Annotated in this window: 17 protein-coding genes; 7 read left to right on the top strand and 10 right to left on the bottom strand. The window is 39.8% G+C overall.

Features of this window, described 5'->3' with window-relative positions; genetic code table 11:
• Window positions 1-17 precede the first annotated feature (17 nt).
• The 5 genes from SanaruYs_RS07370 to SanaruYs_RS07350 all read right to left on the bottom strand — a co-directional run bounded on the left by SanaruYs_RS07370 (window position 18) and on the right by SanaruYs_RS07350 (window position 7,334).
• Entirely contained in the window at window positions 18-725 is a 708-nt protein-coding gene (locus SanaruYs_RS07370; protein ID WP_127121877.1) for an OmpA family protein, read from the bottom strand.
• Window positions 722-2,785: an OmpA family protein gene (locus SanaruYs_RS07365; protein ID WP_127121876.1), complete on the bottom strand. Its 2,064-nt coding sequence runs from the start codon at window positions 2,783-2,785 to the stop codon at window positions 722-724. The genes SanaruYs_RS07370 and SanaruYs_RS07365 overlap by 4 nt, the downstream gene beginning before the upstream one ends.
• A gap of 125 nt (window positions 2,786-2,910) precedes the next feature.
• Window positions 2,911-5,205, bottom strand: a complete 2,295-nt coding sequence (locus SanaruYs_RS07360; RefSeq protein ID WP_127121875.1) for a patatin-like phospholipase family protein — start codon at window positions 5,203-5,205, stop codon at window positions 2,911-2,913.
• Window positions 5,206-5,273: 68 nt separating this feature from the next.
• Window positions 5,274-6,548 (bottom strand): M23 family metallopeptidase, encoded by a 1,275-nt coding sequence (locus SanaruYs_RS07355; RefSeq protein WP_127121874.1) that lies wholly within the window; start codon window positions 6,546-6,548, stop codon window positions 5,274-5,276.
• Window positions 6,549-6,743: 195 nt separating this feature from the next.
• A complete protein-coding gene (locus tag SanaruYs_RS07350) occupies window positions 6,744-7,334 on the bottom strand; it encodes a LemA family protein (protein ID WP_127121873.1) in 591 nt (196 codons plus the stop codon).
• Window positions 7,335-7,362: 28 nt separating this feature from the next.
• Between SanaruYs_RS07350 and SanaruYs_RS07345 the strand changes: the two genes are divergently transcribed.
• Window positions 7,363-7,899, top strand: a complete 537-nt coding sequence (locus SanaruYs_RS07345) for a hypothetical protein (RefSeq protein ID WP_127121872.1) — start codon at window positions 7,363-7,365, stop codon at window positions 7,897-7,899.
• Window positions 7,900-8,003: 104 nt separating this feature from the next.
• Here SanaruYs_RS07345 and SanaruYs_RS07340 read toward each other — a convergent pair whose 3' ends face one another.
• A complete protein-coding gene (locus tag SanaruYs_RS07340; RefSeq protein WP_127121871.1) occupies window positions 8,004-8,477 on the bottom strand; it encodes a GNAT family N-acetyltransferase in 474 nt (157 codons plus the stop codon).
• 46 nt (window positions 8,478-8,523) lie between these two features.
• Entirely contained in the window at window positions 8,524-8,646 is a 123-nt protein-coding gene (locus SanaruYs_RS20400; RefSeq protein WP_262708666.1) for a hypothetical protein, read from the bottom strand.
• Here SanaruYs_RS20400 and SanaruYs_RS07335 point away from each other — a divergent pair.
• The 5 genes from SanaruYs_RS07335 (at window position 8,645) to SanaruYs_RS07315 (ending at window position 17,157) form a co-directional block, all read left to right on the top strand.
• A complete protein-coding gene (locus SanaruYs_RS07335) occupies window positions 8,645-11,149 on the top strand; it encodes a zinc-dependent metalloprotease (RefSeq protein ID WP_127121870.1) in 2,505 nt (834 codons plus the stop codon). The genes SanaruYs_RS20400 and SanaruYs_RS07335 overlap by 2 nt on opposite strands.
• Before the next feature lie 248 nt (window positions 11,150-11,397).
• Complete coding sequence (locus SanaruYs_RS07330) at window positions 11,398-11,976, top strand: RNA polymerase sigma-70 factor (RefSeq protein WP_127121869.1); 579 nt, start codon at window positions 11,398-11,400, stop codon at window positions 11,974-11,976.
• On the top strand, window positions 11,973-12,947 hold the full coding sequence (locus tag SanaruYs_RS07325; protein ID WP_127121868.1) for a FecR domain-containing protein: 975 nt from the start codon (window positions 11,973-11,975) through the stop codon (window positions 12,945-12,947). Before SanaruYs_RS07330 ends, SanaruYs_RS07325 begins: the two co-directional genes overlap by 4 nt.
• A complete protein-coding gene (locus SanaruYs_RS07320; protein ID WP_148115039.1) occupies window positions 12,934-14,739 on the top strand; it encodes a carboxypeptidase-like regulatory domain-containing protein in 1,806 nt (601 codons plus the stop codon). Before SanaruYs_RS07325 ends, SanaruYs_RS07320 begins: the two co-directional genes overlap by 14 nt.
• A 72-nt stretch (window positions 14,740-14,811) precedes the next feature.
• Complete coding sequence (locus SanaruYs_RS07315; RefSeq protein ID WP_127121866.1) at window positions 14,812-17,157, top strand: TonB-dependent receptor; 2,346 nt, start codon at window positions 14,812-14,814, stop codon at window positions 17,155-17,157.
• Between the two features lie 119 nt (window positions 17,158-17,276).
• Here the strand turns inward: SanaruYs_RS07315 and SanaruYs_RS07310 are convergent, their stop codons facing one another.
• On the bottom strand, window positions 17,277-19,418 hold the full coding sequence (locus SanaruYs_RS07310; protein ID WP_127121865.1) for a prolyl oligopeptidase family serine peptidase: 2,142 nt from the start codon (window positions 19,416-19,418) through the stop codon (window positions 17,277-17,279).
• A 146-nt stretch (window positions 19,419-19,564) separates the two neighbouring features.
• The gene (locus SanaruYs_RS07305) at window positions 19,565-21,127 is read right to left on the bottom strand and encodes a M20/M25/M40 family metallo-hydrolase (protein ID WP_127121864.1); all 1,563 of its coding nucleotides are present in this window, start codon (window positions 21,125-21,127) and stop codon (window positions 19,565-19,567) included.
• A 136-nt stretch (window positions 21,128-21,263) separates the two neighbouring features.
• Between SanaruYs_RS07305 and SanaruYs_RS07300 the strand changes: the two genes are divergently transcribed.
• On the top strand, window positions 21,264-22,022 hold the full coding sequence (locus tag SanaruYs_RS07300; protein ID WP_127121863.1) for a TspO-related membrane protein: 759 nt from the start codon (window positions 21,264-21,266) through the stop codon (window positions 22,020-22,022).
• Window positions 22,023-22,091: 69 nt separating this feature from the next.
• On the opposite strand, the gene SanaruYs_RS07295 is transcribed toward SanaruYs_RS07300, so the two are convergent.
• Window positions 22,092-23,441 (bottom strand): hypothetical protein, encoded by a 1,350-nt coding sequence (locus tag SanaruYs_RS07295; protein ID WP_127121862.1) that lies wholly within the window; start codon window positions 23,439-23,441, stop codon window positions 22,092-22,094.
• Between the last annotated feature and the right edge of the window lie 2 nt (window positions 23,442-23,443).

Below are 23,443 nucleotides of genomic sequence, written 5' to 3'. Positions count from 1 at the left end.
CAAATCAATCATCGCTATTAATTCTGCAACACCCTTACTTCTACTCGTCTGTTGGCAGTGTGAGCTTCAGGTGTATCATCTCGCGAAAGCGGTTGTGTACCACCAAAAGCTTTTGTTTTAATACGAGTTTTGGTAATACCCTTACTAGTCAGATAACTTTTTACAGCCTCAACTCTTTTTTCAGAAAGCTCAAGGTTTTGTTTTGCAGGGCCGAGGTAATCTGTATGCCCCTCCAACTGAATAACCATTTTAGCATTGGTCTTAAGCATGTCAACCAATATATCTAACTCCTCGTAAGATATTGTCTCAATGCGTGCTTTGCCTTGCTGGAAGATGAGGTTATCCAAACGCATAACGTGCCCTACGGGGTGGGCAGGTGGTGCAGAACCTTTCTTTAACTCAATGTCTTTGAGGATTTTCTTTCCAACATTCGCTTCAATTGGATCTAATAAAAATTTGGCAGGCTCAAAACCTTCAGCCTGCACAGTAATGGAGTACTTATCTCCATCGATCAAAGGGAAAGAAAAATTGGCGGCTGTAGCTGATCCCATACGATTGCCATAGGGCAGGCTTTGATACATAATGCGGGCAACGACCGGCTCTTTTGTTTCCGCATTTAAAACTCGCCCTTCTGCCCATATAGTAGTAGTGTCTTGTTGCTGACTCAACGCTGAGCCTGTAACTAAACACAAAACAAGTATTGTTAATATAAAAGACTTACTCATGGTTTAACAATTTTGAATTCTACACGTCTGTTTTTACGCTGTCCTTCTTTTGTTTTATTGTCTGCAATAGGATTATCCTCACCAAAGAATGTAACGACAATACGTGAAGATTGAATGCCTTGGCTTACCAAATATTCATTAACTGACTTTGCTCTACGTTGGCTGAGTTTAAGGTTGTAGGCATCTGGGCCATTTGAATCTGTATGACCAGCTATTTCTACCTGCATACTATTGCGTTCTTTCATCATACTTACGATGCGATTCAATTCTGGTTTAGAATTTTCACGTAACACATGACTATCGAAATCAAAGAAGATATTGTTCAATGTAATTTTTGCATTCTCTTCAATGGGTACTATCGCAATAGTTTCTACTTGCATCGGTTTTAATTTGAAGTCCTGATGGTCGAGTACCTGATCTCCCTTTACATCGCGTAAATCAAGGTTTTGGTTTTCAGACATGTGGTCTTTTGCTTCAGCGCGCACTCCGTATTGATAACCGGCAGGCAAACGAATTTCATATTCGCCTGTTGCAGGGTTAGTTTGAGTAATGCCTGCTTCAACACCATCGGGCAAGCGTTCATAAATAATTTTTGCAGCAATGGGCAAACCTGTTTTGCCGTCAATAAGTTTTCCTTTTACAGTAACCCACAACTCAGGTGAGTTCATAATAGGTAGCTTCACACGATAGATGTCTGTGTTGGTTTCTGTAATGCCTCTGGAGTAGTAGGCGTAATCACTATTGGCTGGAATATTGAAGAACACATCTTCTTGTGGTGAGTTTATTTCAGGACCAAGGTTTTCAGGTTCAGACCATGATGTCCACGTGTCATCTAAGCGCTTCGACATATAGATATCGCTTCCACCATAACCACTAAAACCTTTAGATGAAAAATATAAAGTCTTATCATCCGCAGCTAAGAAAGGGGAAGATTCCTCGCTGGCTGTGTTAATATTTTTTCCAAGGTTTAAAGGCTTTGTCCAACTGCTATCAGTGTTTTGAAAGCTTACATATAAATCACGATCACCTTCAGAGTCTTCACGCTCTACCGACATCAATAGTGTTCGTCTATTGTTAGCCATAAAGTAGTTTACTTTTTCGTTGAAGTTGTAGTCATCAGTAATTTTAAGAGCTTCAGGTTTTGTCCAATTTCCGCCAACATTTGTACTTACAGAAACACCAGCTAACATCTTACCCTTCTCGCTATACTGATTACCAAGCAAAACAATTGCCGATTTTCCATCGGGTGTTACTGAGCTTATATAGTTGATAAAATTTGGGCCTGGATTATTTAGCGGGGTTAGATTTTGAGCCAGTTTCCAATGTCCGGTAGAGTCTAACTCGGAATACCAGATGTCTTCTTTATCAGTAACTCCCCCCACATTTTCAGGGTGGTTTTTCCGGCTGAAGTAAAGGGTTTTACCATCGGGTGATAATAAAGGGTTTAATTCGCTGTACTCACTATTTACATTTTCGTCAAGTCCTTCTACTGAAAGGCCTGCTGCTAATAATTCGGGTTTAGAAATTTCAGGTATGATGGCATACTTGGAGTCAGAAATGGCTACTGCATCGATGGCAAAGTATTCACCTACAGCAGCTCCATCAAACTCAAGCTTAATGGCAGCTACTTTAAAACTGGTTTTTTCAACAAATATATTTAGCATCCTGCTTTTTAAAGGCACCACCTGTGGGTTAAGTGTCATTAATTCGTATTCGTTGCCGGCCACATCATAGGCCAACACTCTGTATAAAGCGCTAGGGTTATGCGATTCGGCAATTGCCACTTGTTGTATCTGAATGGGGTTAGCGAAACCTAATTTTAAAAATTCTTTTCGGTTTGGGCGATCAGGGGTCCAGGCACTAGGACTTTGGCCACCTGTAAGTCTGCCGCTGGCATCGCTAATTACATTGGGCTTACCCAGCGCCTGTTGGGCAGCATATTGGCCAGATGTTAATTCTGTTGAAAAATCGAGAACTTTATCTGCCCACTTCACTACCTGAGCCTGAGCTCCTACAAAGCCTACAAAGGAAAGAAGAACAAGGAATGAGAATTTTTTCATGCGGGGCTATCTACCTATAATTAATTGTTAAACTTAGGTAAAATTTTCAAAAAGTGAGATAGACCCTACATGTATAAATTGAATCTTATGTTAGTAGGCGTTTAAAACTAAAGCCAGGGCTTAATTTATTCGGCAGAAGGTTTATTAAATAGCAAATAACCTACATGAAAAAGTACGCCTAACTCGTTCTCATCGTCATCGTAATAGTTAAGCATAAGGCTGATCGGACCTATCGGTGAGTGGTATACAAAGGCACTACTAGCTGCCAAAGAAACCTGTAAAAGATCAGTATCAATAAGCGCCTGTTGGTTAGGGCCTTGTACCAAAGATTCAAAAGGCTTAAAAGCATGAGCTTCTGTTCTCCATTCCAATTTGGAGGTTAGCCCTACTACTATTCTAGCTCCACCACCCACGTAGCTGAGCGCCCTAAAGCGTTCCAAAAATAACGAACGACTGTCAGGTAAAGGGTTATAGGCAGGTGCGTTTATGAGTGTTGCTTGATAATTGACCAGAAGGGGCATTGAGGAATAGGCGGCCTCAACAACAAGTCCAGGTCTTACTCTACCCTTAGTAAAATACTTCTCTGCCCTTACTCTGGCGCTCAGCCATTGGTGAGAAGCTTCGTAATCAAGTAGGCGTACACTACTTGAACCTGGACTATGATTTTCGTTCAAGTTGTAATAATTAATAGCGATAGAATAAGCTCTTCCAGTTGAGGCGTATTGTTTTTTATCAAGTGTGTTAGCGGATAAAGACACACCACCTGTAATACCCCCCAGCTTCAATTCATCTAGGGTGCTGGTGTTGTTAAAGATTGCCTCATTTATGTAGTTGTCCTTATTTGCCATTCCTCCAAACTCCAGCATCAACTTGGCTTTCTCCTTTACCGGCCAACCTACTTTTAGCGTATAACTTCGGTCAACTCTTCTTAAAAGCGTTGTGCGGTCTTCGCGAAGCAAATTATTACTGGCAGAATAATTCCAGCGGTTGTAAACAAAGCGAGGCTCTATAAAAAACTGCCCAAAAAAAGGAAAATCAATCCGTGTACTTAATGTACCTGAGGTGTAAAAATTTCCGGTTTGAAAACCGATGTACGAATGAAGGAGCTGCTTATCAAAATGATAAAAATTAATACCTGTAAAAATATTGCTGATATCGCGTGTGGCAAGCACCCCACCAAAATCTACTTGAAAATTCTTCCGTCTTCTTCGGGTTAATTCTAATTCAAATTTTCTTCGCTGTTGATTAAACGAAATCGTGGGAAAGGTATTACTGAAATAATTTTCAGACACCAGTTTGAGATAGCGTGACCTTACTTCATCAATTGATAATTCAGGTTCCTTGCGAGATGGAAATCCAAACACTCGCTTCAGGTAAATTTGTTGCTTAGAGTTAAAACTCTCAAACTTCAAGGTATCAAAAACAAAAGGGTAGGATCTGTTCGAGAATTGTTTTCTTTTTTGATCTACTTCTTCAACAGTAATTCTACTGACAACTTTATTTCTAATCTCATCAATATTGCGCATAGTATGCACATAACCACTGTCTATTAAGCTGCGTGCCTTATTAAAATCAACTGCAGTGTATCCATCTAAATTGGGTTGCAAATAAACTCCAGACTCAGGAACATCTTCAGGATTTGACTTATCTAAAAACATAAACAGCATGGAGTTATCCAGTAGTTCATCATCTTCGCCAAATGGATACTCATTAAATACTTTACTTGAAACGTTACTGCCAATTACTACATCGGGTGCAAATTCACGTTGCAGCACATCAACAGGAAAGTTATTATAAACGCCTCCATCAAAGAGGTATTTTCCATCTACACGAATAGGTGTATAAAAAAAAGGAACAGTTTGTGTAGCCCGAAGTGCTTTACTGAGTGATCCCTTTTTCAAAACAATTTGTGCTTGAGAAAAAACATCAGCCGCCATTACCCGGAATGGTATAAAAAGGCTATCAAAGTTTTGTTTGGCAATAGCTTCTGCTTGTGCCATATACTCAGCCAAGGCAAAGTTCAACAGAACATCTTTTGCAAGACTAGTATTTACCTGTGTATTAAATGCTGAATCAAGTGTTAGCGTTAAGGTTATAAACCCAGGATTATCTTCTTCACGGAAGTAATAGCTATATTTATCTTTATCTGTTTGACCTGTTACCCAACGTAAAAAATCCTGAGATAAGATGAGTTCTTCAATTTGTTGGGGACTCATACCAGCAGCGTAGCAACCACCTACTATTCCCCCCATTGAAGTTCCTACAATATAATCTACAGGTATGTGATTTTCTTCCAGGGCTTTTAGAACGCCAATATGAGCTATACCCTTTGCACCGCCCCCGCTCAACACCAAACCCACCTTTTGAGCATAGGTTAATTGTGTAAGGCTTAAGAGGCAAATAAGAAATGCTTGGCGCATGAATAACTGAGGACTACATCATTAGACGGCAGTTGTGGGATTTTGTTGTATTCTGTTGAAAGAAAAAGTTAAAAAACCGATGCCGTTGTAACCACTAACTGATCTGGTGATTCGATTTGATCAAGTTTGGCCTTTAATGTATTCACTACGATATTAAACTCAGCCAGCTTGTCTTGTTTAATTGGTTGGGAAGGAGGTAGCTCTACGCGCAAGGCATCTACCTGTACGCCATTTCTCCAAAAGCGATAGCATAAATGTGGCCCTGTCGCCAAACCTGTACTCCCTACATACCCTATCACTTGTCCTTGCTTTACACGAGTTCCTGCTCTTACTCCTTGTGCAATACGCGACATGTGCAAGTATTGAGTAGTGTAAGTTCCGTTGTGACGAATTTTTACGTAGTTACCATTATTGCTTTTGTATTGTGCTTCTTCAATGAGACCATCGCCAACTGAACGGATTGGAGTTCCTGTTGGTGCTGCAAAGTCTGTGCCCAAGTGAGCCTTAAATCTTTTTTGAACAGGATGGAATCTTTTCAAATTATAACGGGAACTGATTCTGGTAAACTCGATCGGATATTTCAATAGGGCCTTGCGAAGACTTTTTCCTTCTTCATCAAAATAATCAAGTCCTTCACCCTGGTCAAATGGATAAGCATAATACTCGCTGCCTACATGCTTAAAATATATGCCATTGATTTTTTCTATGCCAACCGTCTGTCCTTCCACCTGAATTTCTTCAAAGAGTATTTTAAATTCATCACCCACATGCAGTCGCTGAAAATCTACCACCCAAGCAAAAATATCTACGAATTTATTGGTTAGCTCATGTGTAATACCCATCTCTTCGATAGTCTGTGATAAAGAAGACCTGATAGTACCTGATACACCCTTTTCAACAATACTAATTTCTCTTTGGCAAACATCTACAGTAAGTGTGTCCCCAAATTTCATGATTACATAGTCAATAGCGTTAGGTTCATACACAAGCGCAGTGGCACGCATAACAGAATCCTGATCGCAGATGAGTGTGTACTTTTTATTGGGTGCTATTTTACGCACATCAAAAATATTGCGCGGCAATGAAGCCATCTGATGTACCAGTTTAGCGGGCACATTGTATTGGAATAGTATATCTCCCAATAACTCGTTCTTTTTAATCTTCTCTTCAATTACAATTTTGTTGTCGATTGGTAAACCATATAATAATGCTGGCTGATGCTGTTCAATCAATGGAATATGTACGGTTTCTACTTCCGCACTCACTTGTTTGTTTATCTGCACAGCAAAAATTGTTACCATCAAAAAACAAACCAAAAGGGTAGACCAGAGAATTTTTTTCATTTTAAATATTTAACAGCGTAAAAAATAGAAGGGCAAAATTAAAAAACTACCAGTGGGTACGCCCAACGCTGACCAAATATAACGCGCTTTATCGATTATAAAAAGCTTTGGTCTTTTACCTTTCCCTAAAAACGAAAAAACCCCACTCAACACGAGTGGGGCCTCTCTATTTGCAAGCAGAGAGTTTGAAGATTTTTATTTATTAAAAAGCTCTCCAGCATCCGGAGCTTTATCTGCGCCTTCACTCGCTTCAAATCCATTACGGGGAGAAAAATCCTCACCCTCACCAAAGAAACTTAGTGCTCGCTTCTTAAAATATCCTCGCACATAAGAATTATAAACTTTTACAGCATCATTGTAGCGTTGTCGCGCCACATTAATCCTATTTTCAGTTCCCTCTAGCTGTGCCTGTAAATCCTGAAAATTCTCTGTGGATCGAATTTGCGGGTAGGCCTCAAACGCCAGATTAATAGCGGTATTGATTTTACGACCAGCCACTTCAAGGTCCTCAGGCGTTTGTGCACTGGTAATTCCCGCACGAGCTTCTGTAACCTGTGTCAAAATGCCTCTTTCGTTCTCTGCAGCCTCTTTTACAGTGGCAACAAGGTTAGGAATAAGATCTGCTCTTCGCTGATAAGTGGCCTGAACATCAGCCCAAGCGCCTTTTACGTCTTCTTGTGACTTTATTGCACTGTCGTAAACGCCTGTTCCCCACATAAAAAAGATGAGGCCGCCTAAAACCAGTATGCCAACAATAACTAATGTGGTGATTAAACCTTTGCTCATAAAGTTGTTTATTTAACAAGACGAAGTTATGGCAACATTTAGTGTTAACAAAATACCCTTAAATATCTTTTTATTGATGCTTCTAGCTGGTGCTTGTAAGCTGGATCGGAAAAAAGAGGTAGATAGAAACCGCTTTAGTTTTAAGGCCTATGCGGACACCCGAACATTTTTCCAAAATGTGCGCATGATTTATTATGACCGTGAACAGATTGGTGATGGTATGGTCATTGCCTTTCGTTTTAAAGCCAGGCCGAAAGACACCCTGCAATTTCACTTGCAACCAACGATAGTACTGAATCAACAGACTGATGATGCTTTACTTTTTCTGGAAGCCACACAAACCTACGATAGTGTTAACTTAATTATCGATGGACAATCATACTTGCTTAAAGACCGCAACCGTGAAAATATTTTAGAATTTGCTACCATTATTTACGAAGCTATAATGGCTGAAAAAACTATCAACTTAAACAACCAGCAACAGTTACTTTTTCAGAATGAAGATCAGAAAGAAAATTTCAGAAAAGTGATGAGTGATTATTATAGGTTGACAAGAATATTTTAAATGAATTTAATCTTATACAACATACAATTAACGATTTTAAAATCAGTCAGACCGTTTTAAAATGAAGTAGTAAGCGGTCTGACTGATTAAGGTGTAATCGCAATTTAAGCTTTTAACAACTCCAATATTTGAGAGGCTTCCAATTGACAGTTAACCCACTCATAATCCATTTTTGCTTTATACTTTTTGTAAAAATTAATGGCAGGTTCATTCCAATCCAGTACTTGCCACATCATGCCTGTGCAATTATCATCTAAACATTGTTGCATGGTTCTGTCGAAAAGCAATTTACCTAATCCACTGCCTCTTTCTTTTTCAGTTACTACAATATCCTCGAGATACAATCGCTTGCCTTTCCAGGTAGAGTAGCGGTAATAATACACCGAAATACCAACGATACCCCTATTGTTTTCTGCAACAAAAAAACCAAAAACAGGATTTGAGCCAAACCCATCTTCTTCCATTCTGGCAATGGTATTTGTTACTTCATGTGGGGCTTTTTCATAAAGTGCCAATTCCCTAATCAAGTCTAGTGTTTGCGGTAAATCTGCTTTAGTGCCTCTTCGAATAGTTGCCATATTGGTTGTTTTGATAATTCTTTGCAAAGAAAAGCAGATGTACCGATTAATCTAGCCCTCTGCTTACCTCCTGCGCCCGCTTATCAGGCACTTTTACCATCAGTATTTGCACCGTTTCGGGGGGAATTCTTTTGCCAATACTTTGCTGCATCAAAAATCCAAATAACATGAAAATAGTCTCTACAAAAACAGTAGGAGCTGCGCTTCTGCTCTCGGCTTTTATGCTGACTGCAGTTGCCCCGGCACTTGCTCAAAAGAAAAAGAAGGGTAGTCCTGCTACGCCACCACCGGCTGCTGCTGCCAATGGTGAAAAGAAAGATGCAGGTGGTATTCAGCCATACGACAAAGTTATTACAGCCAAAGCGGTAAGTGATGACGGCCTGTTTAAAGTACACAATATTGATGGCAAGTATTTCTACGAAATACCTGACTCCCTAGTGGACCGTGAAATGCTAATGGTTACGCGTATTGCTAAAACTGCTGATAACATTGGCTATGGCGGTGAAAACTTGCGCAACCAGGTAGTGCGTTGGCAGAAAAAAGATAAAAAAGTTTTATTGCGCGTTGTGTCTTATAGTAACATTGCTGACGAAAATTCTCCAATGTCTTTATCTGTACGTAACTCAAACTTTGAACCTATTATTCAAACTTTCGACATCAAGGCAATTGGTAAAGACTCATCTTTGGTTATTGAAGTGACTGCTTTGTTTACAAAAGATGTACCTGCTCTTGGTTTTGATGATAATCGTAGAAAACAATTTAAGGTTTCATCACTTGACGACTCACGTACGTTTATTGAACACGTTAAGAGTTTCCCAATCAACATTGAAGCACGCCATGTACTTACTTACAAAGCTGGTGAAGCTCCATCTAATTCTAGTGTGGGTTCTATCTCATTAGAGATGAACAACTCAATGATTTTGCTTCCTAAAAAAGCAATGATGCCCCGTTTAGCAGACGACCGAGTAGGTTTCTTTGCACAATCACAAGTTGATTTTGGACAGGATGCACAAAAGGCTGTAACTACTTCTTACATCAGAAGATGGAGGCTTGAACCTAAAGATGTTGAAGCTTACAAGCGCGGTGAATTGGTAGAGCCTAAAAAACAAATTGTTTATTATATCGATCCTGCTACACCTGAAAAATGGAGACCATATTTGAAGCAAGGTGTTGAAGATTGGAATGCAGCTTTCGAACGTGCTGGTTTTAAAAATGCCATTACTGCTAAAGATGCTCCAACCAAAGAAGAGGATCCGGATTGGAGCCCTGAAGATGCACGTTACTCTGTTATCCGTTATTTCGCTTCTGACATACAAAACGCATATGGTCCACACGTTGCTGACCCACGCTCTGGTGAAATTTTAGAAAGTGACATTGGATGGTACCACAACGTAATGAACTTGTTACGTAACTGGTTCTTTATTCAGACTGCCGCCATCAACCCTGATGCTCGTGGTGTTAAATTTAAAGATGAAGTAATGGGTCGTCTTATCCGCTTTGTGTCTTCGCACGAAGTAGGCCACACACTTGGCTTACCGCACAACTTCGGTTCAAGCTTTGCTTACCCTGTTGACTCTTTACGTTCAGCAACTTTTACAAAGAAAAGCGGAACGGCTCCATCTATTATGGACTACGCCCGTTTCAATTACATAGCACAACCTGAAGACAAAGGTGTTTCTTTAATGCCTGATGTTGGTGAGTATGACAAGTATGCTGTTATGTGGGGATACAAGTATATTCCTGAAGCTAAAACTTCGCAGGAAGAAAAAGCAATCCTCAATAAGTGGATTCTTGAAAAAGCGAACAACCCTGTTTACTTCTATGGTCGCCAAACTGGTAACCCACAAGACCCACGTTCGCAATCAGAAGATTTAGGAAATGATGCCATGAAAGCCAGCACTTATGGTGTTGCAAATTTAAAGCGCATTATCCCCAACTTAATTGAGTGGACAAAGGAAGAAGGTAAAAACTATGATGACCTTCAGGAATTATATGGCCAGGTGTTAGGACAGTGGAACCGTTACAACGGACACGTTCGCGCGAACATTGGTGGTGTTTATGATACACCTAAGTCATACGAGCAAGCTGGTAACGTATTTGTGCCAGTACCAAAGGACATTCAAAAGAAGGCCATGACTTATTTGCAAAAAGAAACATTTGCAACACCTACCTGGATGTTAGATCAAAACATTTTAAAGAAGATTGAGAATGCAGGTTCATTAGATCGCATCCGCAGTGCTCAGGTTGGTTCTCTTAATAACTTGTTAGATCCTAGTCGCATAGCGCGTTTACTAGAAGCAGAAGCTGCTTTAGGTAACAGCACTTACACTGCTTTGGAAATGATGAGCGACCTGCGTAATGGAATCTGGTCAGAACTTGCCGCTGGCAGAACTATCGATGCTTACCGCAGAAATTTACAGCGAGCACATATTGAACGCCTGGAGTATTTAATGAAGGAAGAACCTGCTCCGGTGCCGGCTAACTTCAGAGCATTTATTGGTGGTACACCTATTGATGTTAGTCAGTCAGATATCAGACCAATGGTAAGAGCAGAATTGAAGACATTGCGCACACAGATTAATGGTGCCATTGCTAGAACTGCAGATCCTATGTCGAAGTATCACCTTGAAGATGCCGTACAACGCATCAATCAGATTTTAGATCCTAAGTAATTAATAATCAGGGTTTTCAAAAGCCTGTGGGGTTCTGCCTCACAGGTTTTTTTATTTGGAATTGTTTAGCTCACCACAGAATTCAAAGATTACACTGAAATTCTACCCAATAGCCTGAAGATATTACTGCGAAAGTCTTTTTATGTGTGGCTCACATATTTATGAAAAGCGCGTAGGGGTAAGGCAGTGTATGGTTGTCATAACCCTAAGCCGCATAAATCCGTATTTTGCACTGAAAACAAAAAGCAGTGCTAGCATCCGAATCAAATTTATTGGAAGCCATACGCGAAGGCGATGAAACTGCTTTTGAAATGATTTTTAAAGAGTATTACCAGGCACTTTGCCGCTATGCAAATAGCTTCCTCAACGACCGTGAGGAGGCAGAAGAGGTCGTGCAAGCCTCCTTTCTGGGTTTTTGGGAAAAACGCGAGGCGCTTTTCGTCAATACTTCTCTAAAGGCCTATTTATATCAATCCATCCGGAATCGTTGCCTGAATGTTATTAAACATGGGAAGGTAAAGCAACAGCATGCACAACACGAAGCTTATATGCGTGTTAATCATGCAGAGTCTACTTCAGACGAAGTTTTATCAAACGAATTGGAAAAGAGAATATATGTGGCTATGCAAGTCTTACCTGAGCAATGTCGACTTGTTTTTAAACTAAGCCGCTTTGAGGAATTAAAGTATCAGGAAATTGCAGATCAACTAAATATTTCTGTGAAAACAGTAGAAAACCAAATCGGCAAAGCGCTAAAAATAATGCGTGAGCAGTTGCGCGATTATCTGCCTATTATATTATTCTTATTTCAAGGACTACTGGATTGAGCGCGCACGATTACGATATTGACGATTTGATAGGCAAGTATATTGCCGGAGAAGCCACTGCTCAGGAAAAACAGCAAGTAGAGGAATGGTGTACCCAATCGGCTGACAACCAAAAGTATTTCGAACAACTGCAAACGATTTTCAAAAATGCAACTCTCATAGCAGACAACACACACTATGATGCAGACTTCGCATGGAAAAAAGTAAAACAGAAAATTCAGCCAAATCAAAATAAACAAACGCCTTGGCCTTATTTACGAATAGCCGCCAGTGTTGCCCTCATTGCCATCTCTGGTTTTTGGGCCTACCAACAATTTTTTAGTAATACAAGTCGCATGACCTTAGCCAGTAGCGCTGTGGTTGTAAAAGATTCTCTTCCTGATGGAACAAAGGTGGTGCTGAATAAGCAAACTGAAATGTCAATTGCTTATGATGCTAAAAAGAAGAAAGGAAGAATTAAGCTTAAAGGAGAGGCTAGTTTTGAAATAAAACATGATGCCGAAAAGGAATTCATTGTGGAGGTGGAAGAACTACTTATACGAGATATCGGAACGGTGTTTAATGTTGAAGCCTATCCGGAAAGCAATCTTGTGGAGGTAAGTGTGCAAGAAGGTGAGGTTCATTTTTATACGCAACAAAAAGAAGGGATCTTTATTAAAGCAGGCAGTAAAGGTGTGTACGATAAAATTTCAAAAAGCTTCACACTTCAGCAGGCAGACACCAATGTAATCGCTTATCAAACACGTCAGTTTGTTTTTGAAGAAAGTGACTTGCAAAGTGTAGTGGATCAATTAAATGCCATTTACGAAAAGAAAATTAAGATCAGCGAAAAATTAAAGACCTGCAAAGTAACCGTAAACTTCAATAATGAAGATATTGACACGATTGTAGAAATACTGGCCGAGACCTTGAATTTAAAAATTATAGAAACAGCAAATGAAATAAGCCTGGAGGGTGATGGCTGTGAATAATACTTTACAGAAAATTTACAGGCACTCTAATTTTATTGTGATTGTCTCATGCTTGGCGATCTTAAATTCAGGCTCAGGCTTATGGGCTCAGGCGCCTAACCCTCCTCTTGAGAGAAGCATCAGTATCTCTTTTCAAAATAAAAGAACTGACGAAGCATTGAAAGAAATTTCGCAACAAGCAGGCTTTACTTTCTCTTATAGTAAAAATGCTTTTGATGCTCAGCAAGCCATCAGCTTTACATTCAAATCCAAAACGATACGAGAGGTACTGGAGACTATTTTTGATGGGAGAGTTAAATACAAGCAAAAGAACAACTACATCATTCTTACTAAAGCAGATATTGATGATGGCATTGTTGTAAGTGGTTATGTAGTGGATGAGGCTACCGGTCAAAAGCTAAAGGAGGTAAGTATCTACGACCCCATTTCACTTCAATCTACTGTTACTGATGAATTTGGGTATTTCCAAATGGAAGTAAAAAAGCCAAGTAAAGAAGAAATGCAGTTAGCCATAAAAAGAAATAATTATGCCGATACAACTATCGTTGTCAACAGCAAACGCTCCTCCTTTCAAAATCTTTCTTTAAATATAGATGAAAAGAAATGGCAAGCACTTTCTGACAGTTTAGATAGTAAGCTCAACCGCTTATGGTCATGGACAAAACAATCTGTTCAGCGTACCAACATGCGAAATATTCGCGACACACTACAGCGCACATGGCAAGTTTCATTCATACCGTTTGTTGGAACAAACCATAAAATGAGCGGCAATGTGGTTAACGATTATTCATTGAATATTTTAGGTGGTTATTCAGCGGGTACAAGAATCGTTGAGTTTGGAGGTTTGTTCAATATTAATAATGGCGATGTACGTTATGCACAATTTGCTGGACTGTTCAATTTAAATGGTGGCCATACAGAAGGGGCACAATTTGCGGGACTATTCAATACAAACCTTGGTACCACAAAAGCTGTTCAGTTTGCTGGACTTGCTAATGTTAACATGCAAGCTTCGGAAGGTGCACAGTTTGCAGGATTAATTAACTTTAGTAATGGCTTATATGATGGGCCTCAGTTTGCAGGCTTATTTAACCTCGCAACAGCTGATGTAAAAGGTGCGCAAGTTGCTGGGCTTTTTAATTTTAGTCCTGGGAAAACTGAAGGTGCGCAAATAGCAGGATTATTCAACGTTGCAGAAGAAGTTAATGGTTCACAGGTTTCTGGTTTACTCAATATTGCCAAAAATGTAAGAGGTACTCAGGTGGGCTTTCTGAATATTGCCGATAGTGTAAAGGGTGTACCTGTCGGTTTCTTAAGTTTTGTTAATAAGGGTTATCATCAACTTGAAATAGGGGCTGACGAATTATTTCCAGTTTCTGTCGCGTTAAGAACTGGTGTTACTGGTTTCTATAACATTTTTACTGCAAGTGTAAGGCCTGAAAAAGCTGATACTACTACATGGTCTTTTGGATACGGATTGGGTGCTGCACCCAAATTAAGTAAGCGCATCTATCTGAATACTGACATTACCGCTAACCATGTTAACAAAGGCAATATGGAAGCACTCAATATGATCAATAAGTTTTACTTGGGTTTTGAATTTAAGTTTTCAAAGCGTTTTGCTTTAGCAGTTGGTTCTACATTAAACCTCCGCATTTATGATGCAGCCTTCGACAATCACGCCAAACTATTTACATATCACACCCCAAAAATTCTTAATGAAGGTACTTTCTCGCGCAATACAGACTATCAGTTGTGGTGGGGAGGTAAGGTTGCGATGCGTTTCTTCTAAATCCTTAAAAAATTTTATTTAAGCATAGGGGTAACAATTAGTTGGATTGTCACATGACAAACCAATCAAAAAATGACAACCCTTCAAAAAATCTCTGTCCCGTTCTTACTTCTTGTTTGTTACTTAAACGCGCAAGCACAAGAACTCACCCAAACTATACGCGGAACCGTTATCGATCAGGTGTCGCAAACGCCTTTACCTGGCGCCAATGTTATTCTTTTGAATAGCTTTCCCGTTGTTGGCGTTACAACTGATATTGATGGCCACTTTAAAATCACCAAAGTGCCTGTAGGGTCGCATGCCATTAAGATCACTTTTATCGGCTACAAAGAAATTACATTACCGAATGTTATTGTCAACTCTGGCAAAGAGGTAGTGCTTACTATTGCCATTGAAGAAGACGTTATGCAGATGCAGGAACTGGTGATTACCGCCACAGAAAAAGACCGTGCACTTAATGATATGTCGGTGGTGAGTGCTCGCACTTTTTCTGTTGAGGAAACCAGAAAATTTGCCGCTGCCGTTAATGATCCTGCTCGCATGGTAACTTCCTTTGCAGGTGTTGTTTCTGCCGATGATGGTAACAACAGTATTTCTATTCGTGGTAATTCGCCATTTGGGTTACTATGGCGTATGGAGGGAGTGGATATTCCTAACCCGAATCACTTTGCTAATGCCGGCACTGCTGGGGGCGGTATCTCTATTCTAAGCTCACAATTATTAGCTAATTCAGATTTTTCTACTGGTGCTTTTGCTGCAGAATATGGAAACGCATTGTCAGGTGTGTTTGATCTTCGTCTGAGAAAAGGAAACAACGAAAAAAGTGAGTATACTTTTCAAGCTGGTTTTTTGGGAACAGATATCGCTGCTGAAGGTCCACTCGGAAAAAACAAAGGCTCCTACCTGGTCAACTATCGTTATTCAACGCTTACCCTACTGTCAAAGATGGGAGTGCCTATTGGCGATTACTCAACAGACTTCCAGGACTTATCTTTCAATATTCACTTACCCACCAGCAAAAAGAGTAACCTTACTATTTTCGGATTTGGCGGTTTGAGTGATCAAAAAAGTGAAGCTGAAAAAGATTCTACAAAATGGGAGAGTGAATTTGAAAGCTACAATGCTATCTACCACTCAAACACAGGTGCAGTCGGCATTAAGTATGCAACTATTTTAAACACTAATTCACATCTTCAAAACGCTGTTGTGTTTTCAGGAAATGAAATTTTTTACGAGCAGGAAAAGCTCGATGAGAACTATACTCCATTTTTAGATTACACACAAAAGTATGGCAACTCAAAAATTATATTCAGCAGTGTGTTGAATACTAAACTTTCAGCCCGTTATAATTTAAGAAGTGGTGTATACTTTAATCAATTGTTTTACAATGTAAAACAACGAATGCTCAATGAAGACACCAACATTTTTGAAACCCAGTTGAATTCAGAAGGTACTACCCAAAGCATTCAGGCATTTTCGCAAGTAAACATTAAGGCTAATGATAAACTTACATTAAATGCAGGTGTCCATTATTTACAACTTTTACTAAATAATTCTTTTTCTATTGAACCCCGTCTATCTGCGTCATACGCGTTAGATGATATTCAACGCATTAATATGGGTTATGGTTTGCATAGCCAAATCCAACCCTTAGGAACTTACTTTGGCGAGTCAATACAAAATGGGGTTTCCGTTAGAACTAATGAAGACCTCGGGTTAAGTAAGTCACATCATTTTGTTCTTGGTTATGATCGTTCACTTAATGATCATTTGCGTGTGAAACTTGAAACATATTACCAGCATTTATATGATATCCCTGTAAAAGCAGAGGACAATAGTTCTTACTCGCTTATTAACCGTCAATGGGATTATGAAACTGAACCATTGGTAAACGATGGGCTTGGCAGAAACTATGGTGTAGAGGTAACACTAGAGCAATTTATGCACAACGATGTCTACTTCTTACTCTCTGCTTCGTTGTATGAATCAAAATATAAGGCAACTGATAATGTGTGGCGCGACACACGTTATAATGGTAACGCCAACATAACTTTTACTGGTGGCAAGGAGTTTAAGTTAAATAAAAACAGAGTTTTAGGCATCAACATCCGTAGTATTTACAGTGGTGGTTTCAGAACTACACCGATTAATGTAGAAGAGTCAATTGCGAAAGGTGAAACGGTGTTTTTTGAAGAACGTGCCTTTACTGAACAAGTCTCTGATTACTTCCGTCCAGATTTACGTATCAGTTTAAAGAGAAACAAAGCTAAATCCACCCATACACTGGCATTAGATATTCAGAATGCTGTGAATAGAAAAAATGTTTTCGGCAGCTATTTTGAACCACTGACTGGTGAAGTTAAAGTAGCTTATCAAACTCCGTTGATTCCGATTTTGAGTTATAAGATAGAATTTTAGGTCTCACCGTTCTTTACCGCAGAGATCGCAGAAGTTAGCAAAGAAGAGTGAATGCTAACTTTGATGTGAGCCTCACTCCTGCCCCTCTCCAACTGGAGAGGGGTGAAGTGGGTTATGATTTACATGTCATCCTTAGCAATGGGTGGAACTACTCCCATGTTGTACCAGGCAAATGAATACTGATCTGCAACTTGTTCTATTGTTTTAGATATAGGTGTACCAGCACCATGACCGGCATTGGTTTCAATACGAATAAGCACAGGTGCGTCACCAGCATGATGTTCTTGTAATGTTGCAGCAAACTTAAAAGAGTGCGCAGGTACCACACGATCATCATGATCAGCAGTTGTTACCATTGTTGCCGGGTATTTAACGCCTGGTTTTAAAGCATGCACAGGAGAGTACGTACGCAAATACTCAAACATTTCTTTGCTGTCATCGGCTGTTCCGTAATCGTAAGCCCAACCTGCACCAGCTGTAAACTTGTGGTAACGCAGCATGTCCATTACACCAACAGCGGGAAAGGCAACCTTCATTAAATCAGGGCGCTGAGTCATGGTAGCACCTACCAATAGCCCACCGTTAGAACCACCAGAGATAGCGAGGTAGTCGCTAGATGTATACTTTTCTTTTATGAGATACTCTGCAGCGGCAATGAAATCGTCAAATACATTTTGCTTATTCATTTTTGTGCCTGCTAAATGCCATTGCTCACCATATTCTCCACCGCCTCGTAAATTAGGCTGGGCATAAATACCACCATTCTCTAGCCAAACAATACGCGCTGTGCTGAAACTCGGCTGAAGACTTACACTGAAACCACCATAACCATAAAGCATAGTTGGATTTTTTCCATTTAACTCTATGCCCTTTTTGTGTGTGATAAACATCGGCACTTTTGTGCCATCCTTGCTATTGTAAAATACTTGCTTGGTTTCGTAATCTTCAGGATTAAAATCAACTTTCGGTCTTTCGTAAACTGTCGACTTGCCAGTAGCAATATCATACTTGTAAATAGTTGGCGGAAAAGTAAATGAGGTGAAAGTGTAATAATCAAATTGTTCATCGGCCTTCCCTCCAAAACCACCTGCGGTACCAATGCCAGGCAATTCTATTTCACGTTCTAGCTTACCTCGCATATCGTATTGCTTCACTACGGTTTTTACATCAACCAAATACTCTGCAAATATTTTACCACCGCCTGTTGAAGTGCCCAATACACTTTCCGTTTCCGGAATCAAGTCTTTCCAATTCTCTGGTGTTGGATTAGTAAAATCTACTTCCACTAGACGATTATTTGGGGCATTTAAGTTTGTTTGAAGGATTAAACGCGTGCCATCATTGTCCACCACATAGTGGTCTTTATCAAAATTATCTACCACTGTAACAATTTTACCTTTAGGATCTTTTAAATCCTGCACGTACAATTCATTACCAGTTGTGCTAGTGGATGCTGTGATCACTAAAAATCTTTCATCCTCTGTTAAATAGGCTCCAATATACCTGCGAGGTGTTTTCTCTCCACCAAAAATCATGACATCGCTACTTTGTGGTGTCCCTAACTTGTGGTAGTACAATTTATGAAATTGTGTTTTCTCAGATAGCTGGCTGCCCTTTGGCTTATCATAAGTACTGTAGTAAAAGCCATCATTACCTTTCCATGCAATACCACTGAACTTGATGTTCTTAAGTGTATCTTCTACAATACTTTTATCCGAGGTCTTCATAACTATTGCATCAGACCAATCTGCTCCGCCTTTAGAAATGCGGTAAGTTGCGAGTGAACCATCTTTGCTAAAGGATAGACCAGCTAATGAAATGGTTCCATCTTCTCTAAATTTATTTGGATCTAGGAAGATTTCTGCTTCTCCATCTTCGCCCTTTTTGCGATAAATTACACTTTGATTTTGAAGCCCATCATTTTTATAAAAGTAATAATAGTCACCTTCCTTAAAAGGCGCACTCAAACGCTCGTAGTTGAAAATTTTAGAAAGGCGCTCTTTAATCTTATCGCGATAGGAAATGTTGTTTAGATAAGAAAAAGTAACATCGTTTTGTGCAGACACCCATTGTGCTGTTTGTTTACTAGTATCGTCTTCCAACCAACGATAAGGGTCTTGCACATCAGTGCCAAAGTAGTTATCTACTGTATCTACCTTGGCCGTGGTAGGATAGTTAAACTTGCTTGCCTGTTCTTTAGAGCCGCAGGAAGTAAGTGCAGCAGCGATAAAGCATACTGCAATAAGGGTTAGTATTTTCATAGTTGATTATTTAATTTAGAAATGTACAAAACTCAGGTATGCACAACAAGTCAAATAGGTGGAACGGGCTAGTTCATCTATAAGTACAAAAAAAAATCGCGAGGGGATAACCCCTCGCGATTTTTACCTTATTATTGAGGTGTCACTTATTGTCTCGGCACCATCTCGTCTCTTACCGCTGCCTGATAAGCAAGTGTAGCCATCAACACAGCATTATACTTTAAATCATCTTCAATAGCTCTTTCGTAAGTATCCATGTTTGAGTGCCAGCTTCTGGTGAAATACTCAATCGGATCAGTTATAAATTGGAATCCTGGCAATCCTACACCATCAAAAGGAACATGGTCTGTACTGCCTGTGCTGTTCAATGAAAGTGTAGCCGTTCCTGTAGTAGCAAAAGGTTTTAACCATTCACGAAAAACAGGTCGTACCTTTTCATTGCCTTGCATGTTAATGCCGCGCCATTTACCAGTGCCATTATCGGTATTCAAATAGATTGAGAATTTTTCAGCAGCAGGTTTCAATACAACTTTGCCATCAACGGTTTCTCCTAAATGCTTTTTCACATAACCACGTGAGCCATACAAGCCTTGTTCTTCGCCTCCCCACAAACCAATACGAATAGTCCGTCTTGGTTGAATACCTGATGCTTTAATCAAACGCATCGCTTCCATACAAATTGCTACACCCACACCATTATCGGTTGTACCTGTACCACCATGCCATGAGTCAAGGTGAGCACCAATCATTACCACTTCAGCACTTTTATCTGAGCCTGGTATTTCTGCAATTACATTGAAACCATCTTCAGCAGGTGTAAATTCTGTTTCCATGGTTATCTCAATTTTAACAGCCACACCTTTTTCAATTTGTCTTACCATTCTATTGTAGTGTTCAGCCGCAACCAATACTTGAGGTAAAATTTTAGGTGCACTGGCTGAATGGGCACGAACGCGTTGTGCCGCAGGTGTTTCTGGTGCATAAGGAATAGTAGCGGCTTGTGGATACAAGGTTCCATGATCACCACGACTGCATTCTAATACTGCAATAGCACCTTCGGTCTGACAAAGCAACCATTTCTTATAGGTTAAAGCTTCTGGTGCACCCGTTGAAAATCTTCTGGTACCGCTGGCTGCGCGATCGCGTGGTGATGCATTGGCCATCTTTAATAAAGTGGAATCAGCATGACGTGTTGCGTCTGGTGCAAAGTGTGGCTTTGGCATAATCGGAAAATTGAAGAGTACGATTTTTCCCTTCAGTTTGCCTTTATATTTTTCAAGATCTTCTTCTGTTTTAACATCGAGGTAAACGACATCTACTGAAACAGTTCCCTTTACACCTGGTGACCAGGCTTTAGGACTGCTAATGATGTTGAAGTAAGTGGGGGCAGTGGCACTTAGTGCAAATTTTTTTACATGCCATCCTTTGCCAAACTCACCAAAAGAATCGAAATGAGCATTGCTTAATCCCCAACCCTCCATAGTAGACTTGGCATAATTCGCGGCTGTTTTATATCCAGGCGAATTGGTTAAGCGCGGACCATTAACATCCGTAAGCATACTAAGAATATGCATTACTTGTGATCGGTCAAAACCTTCGCTCTTTAATTTAGCATAAGCAGCTGAATCGACCTTGTCCTTTGACTGGGCGTAACCTGAGGTTACGAACAGGAGTAAAACAAGGCACAGAATAGTAAATTTGAATTTCATGAAATAATCGGTTTGGTTATTGTGGACTAAAGTAGTCAGCTAAAGCAGTCGGTACAAGGCAACTACAATAGTTTTACACCAACGGAGCCAAATGGCATTTTATTAACTTAATTCAGTTGCTTATGTTTACCGTAGTATGAAATCAACCAAATACAACGCCTTTTTAACTACAGTCGCTTTTATTGCGACAATTACTGCTAATGCACTGGCGAATATACTCCCCATTAACGGACTTAATACTGGAGAGGTCTCTGCCTTGTATCCCAGCCTTTTTACCCCGGCCGGAATTACCTTTTCAATTTGGAGTGTGATTTACTTATTGTTACTAGGCTATGTCGTATTACAATGGCTTAAGTCAGATGCTTATGTTTTTGCAGAAACTGCTAAGCTCTTTTGGATTTCTTGTTTGCTAAACATAAGCTGGATTTTTGCATGGCACTATTTGAAAGTTTCAATATCAGTGACAATTATGCTTTTACTATTGCTTACGTTGGCACAATTGTTTTTAAAAGTGCGAAAGATTTCGATGAATACTGTTGTTGAGAAAGTTTTCGTTCGCTTACCCTTCACACTTTATTTCGCTTGGATATGTGTTGCCACAATTGCCAACATCTCTGCATTACTTGTTTCAATACAATGGCCTGGACTAAATATAGCACAAGCTACCTGGGCCATTATTATGATGACTGTTGCAGCATTACTAGGTATATTTGTGACCACTAAATACAGGGTTGCTCCATTTGCCATTGTAATTGCCTGGGCGCTATTTGGTATTTACGTAAAGTGGCAAGGCACAGATAATTATGCTATTGCTTATGCAGCGTTGAGTCTTTTACTGATTGTTCTAGGATCTGCTTTTAATACTTGGAGACGTTTGCGTTTTGCTGTACTCTAAATTACACTAAAAATAAGAGTGCCGTAAAAAAATACAGCTCTCTTATTTAACAGTCAATTATTACAAATCCTAAAAAAATACCTGATACTGCAGAACTACCTGGCCTCTGTTTCCTTTCTTCACCAAATCATTTCCTTGTGTTTCAAAAAATGGTCTGTGTTGATAGTTAAGTGTAAGCTTCGCATTATGTTCCTTTATTAACCAATTAACACCTGCATCAATCACATTCATTCTATCAAGCAGACGTTCCCAGTCCGCTGACATAATTGATACATAAGGAAGCAGCGTTCCATTGCCTTCTCCCAATAAATCCTTTTTCATTAAGAAAGCTACCTGTGCATACATTGCAGAGCCAGTCCCAAACATTGGAAAAGCATTACCCTGGCTTCCGGATAGGTGAGGTCCTGTAATACTTGTTGCAGGATTCATGATACCATTGTAACGCAAATATCCCTTACCAAAATCATAATCAAAATATCCGGCATAGGCAGACAAGGCTGTTCCCTTATCTTTATTAACAGGTGCATCATAATATATTGCAGCAGACAAGAGGTTAACATTGTGATACACTGTATCTGATACAACCGTTTCTCTCGTCCACATGCTCTTTTTTTGAGTAATAAAACCTGCTTCAAGATTCAATACTCTTTTCTTACCCAGATATGTTCCTGTCATGTAGGGTGTAGTGTGCGATTCTTTGTCGAAAAAATTATAAGCAAAAAAACCTTGATACTGTTTGTGATGCCCGCGTTGTGAAAATGTAGCATTATTGGAGAGTGCAGGAGCAGGTTGACCATTAGATGTAATGGGGAAAGGATCACTGAGCACAAGACGGTAATCCACCTTACCAAGCTGGCCGCGCATGTACACACTCAATTTACGGGAGAACTCATCGGTTTGGTCAACCGTTGCCTGTGCAAAAACAGGTACATCCATAGTTACAATGGTACCAATGCTGGGTTGGCTAAAACGAGACAAGCCGTTTGCAATTGTTAAACCACTGCCTACAAATAATAAATCTTTGTCCTTCCAGACTTTATATTCGCCTAAGACATCATGGAAAAAAGCCTGAAATTTTCTGTTGCCAGAATTGGTGGCATTTTGTCCAGCCAAGTAATTAAAGTTATTCTGACCAAACTGTGTGTAGAAAAAAACGTGATCTGTCAGTTGTCCAAAAAACTGAATCCGGGTTCTTCTTAAGCCAATATCAAATGTGTTATCAACTGGTTCGCCCAATACCTGCGTCCCGGGATTGCTCTGATCAAATCTCATCCAAACCTGATTTAAAAAAGTAGCCTTCAGATAATGACTACCATCCTCGTTCAGCTTCAATTTCATTTCTAAAACTTCAGCAGACTGTGCGGTAACATGTATTATAGAAATCAACGATGCCCCTATTAGCAAAAAAATCTTTCTCATGA

This window comes from Chryseotalea sanaruensis (genome assembly GCF_003990915.1).
Taxonomy (GTDB): Bacteria; Bacteroidota; Bacteroidia; order Cytophagales; family Cyclobacteriaceae; genus Chryseotalea; species Chryseotalea sanaruensis.
The sequence above is the reverse complement of the archived record's forward strand: the minus strand, read 5'-3'. Positions and strand labels throughout refer to the sequence as shown.

Excerpts from the sequence above, each read along its gene's own strand:
- SanaruYs_RS07370 (WP_127121877.1), bottom strand. The coding sequence starts at position 725 with ATGAGTAAGTCTTTTATATTAACAATACTTGTTTTGTGTTTAGTTACA.
- SanaruYs_RS07365 (WP_127121876.1), bottom strand. The coding sequence starts at position 2,785 with ATGAAAAAATTCTCATTCCTTGTTCTTCTTTCCTTTGTAGGCTTTGTA.
- SanaruYs_RS07360 (WP_127121875.1), bottom strand. The coding sequence starts at position 5,205 with ATGCGCCAAGCATTTCTTATTTGCCTCTTAAGCCTTACACAATTAACC.
- SanaruYs_RS07355 (WP_127121874.1), bottom strand. The coding sequence starts at position 6,548 with ATGAAAAAAATTCTCTGGTCTACCCTTTTGGTTTGTTTTTTGATGGTA.
- SanaruYs_RS07350 (WP_127121873.1), bottom strand. The coding sequence starts at position 7,334 with ATGAGCAAAGGTTTAATCACCACATTAGTTATTGTTGGCATACTGGTT.
- SanaruYs_RS07345 (WP_127121872.1), top strand. The coding sequence starts at position 7,363 with ATGGCAACATTTAGTGTTAACAAAATACCCTTAAATATCTTTTTATTG.
- SanaruYs_RS07340 (WP_127121871.1), bottom strand. The coding sequence starts at position 8,477 with ATGGCAACTATTCGAAGAGGCACTAAAGCAGATTTACCGCAAACACTA.
- SanaruYs_RS07335 (WP_127121870.1), top strand. The coding sequence starts at position 8,645 with ATGAAAATAGTCTCTACAAAAACAGTAGGAGCTGCGCTTCTGCTCTCG.
- SanaruYs_RS20400 (WP_262708666.1), bottom strand. The coding sequence starts at position 8,646 with ATGTTATTTGGATTTTTGATGCAGCAAAGTATTGGCAAAAGAATTCCC.
- SanaruYs_RS07320 (WP_148115039.1), top strand. The coding sequence starts at position 12,934 with ATGGCTGTGAATAATACTTTACAGAAAATTTACAGGCACTCTAATTTT.
- SanaruYs_RS07315 (WP_127121866.1), top strand. The coding sequence starts at position 14,812 with ATGACAACCCTTCAAAAAATCTCTGTCCCGTTCTTACTTCTTGTTTGT.
- SanaruYs_RS07310 (WP_127121865.1), bottom strand. The coding sequence starts at position 19,418 with ATGAAAATACTAACCCTTATTGCAGTATGCTTTATCGCTGCTGCACTT.
- SanaruYs_RS07305 (WP_127121864.1), bottom strand. The coding sequence starts at position 21,127 with ATGAAATTCAAATTTACTATTCTGTGCCTTGTTTTACTCCTGTTCGTA.
- SanaruYs_RS07300 (WP_127121863.1), top strand. The coding sequence starts at position 21,264 with ATGAAATCAACCAAATACAACGCCTTTTTAACTACAGTCGCTTTTATT.
- SanaruYs_RS07295 (WP_127121862.1), bottom strand. The coding sequence starts at position 23,441 with ATGAGAAAGATTTTTTTGCTAATAGGGGCATCGTTGATTTCTATAATA.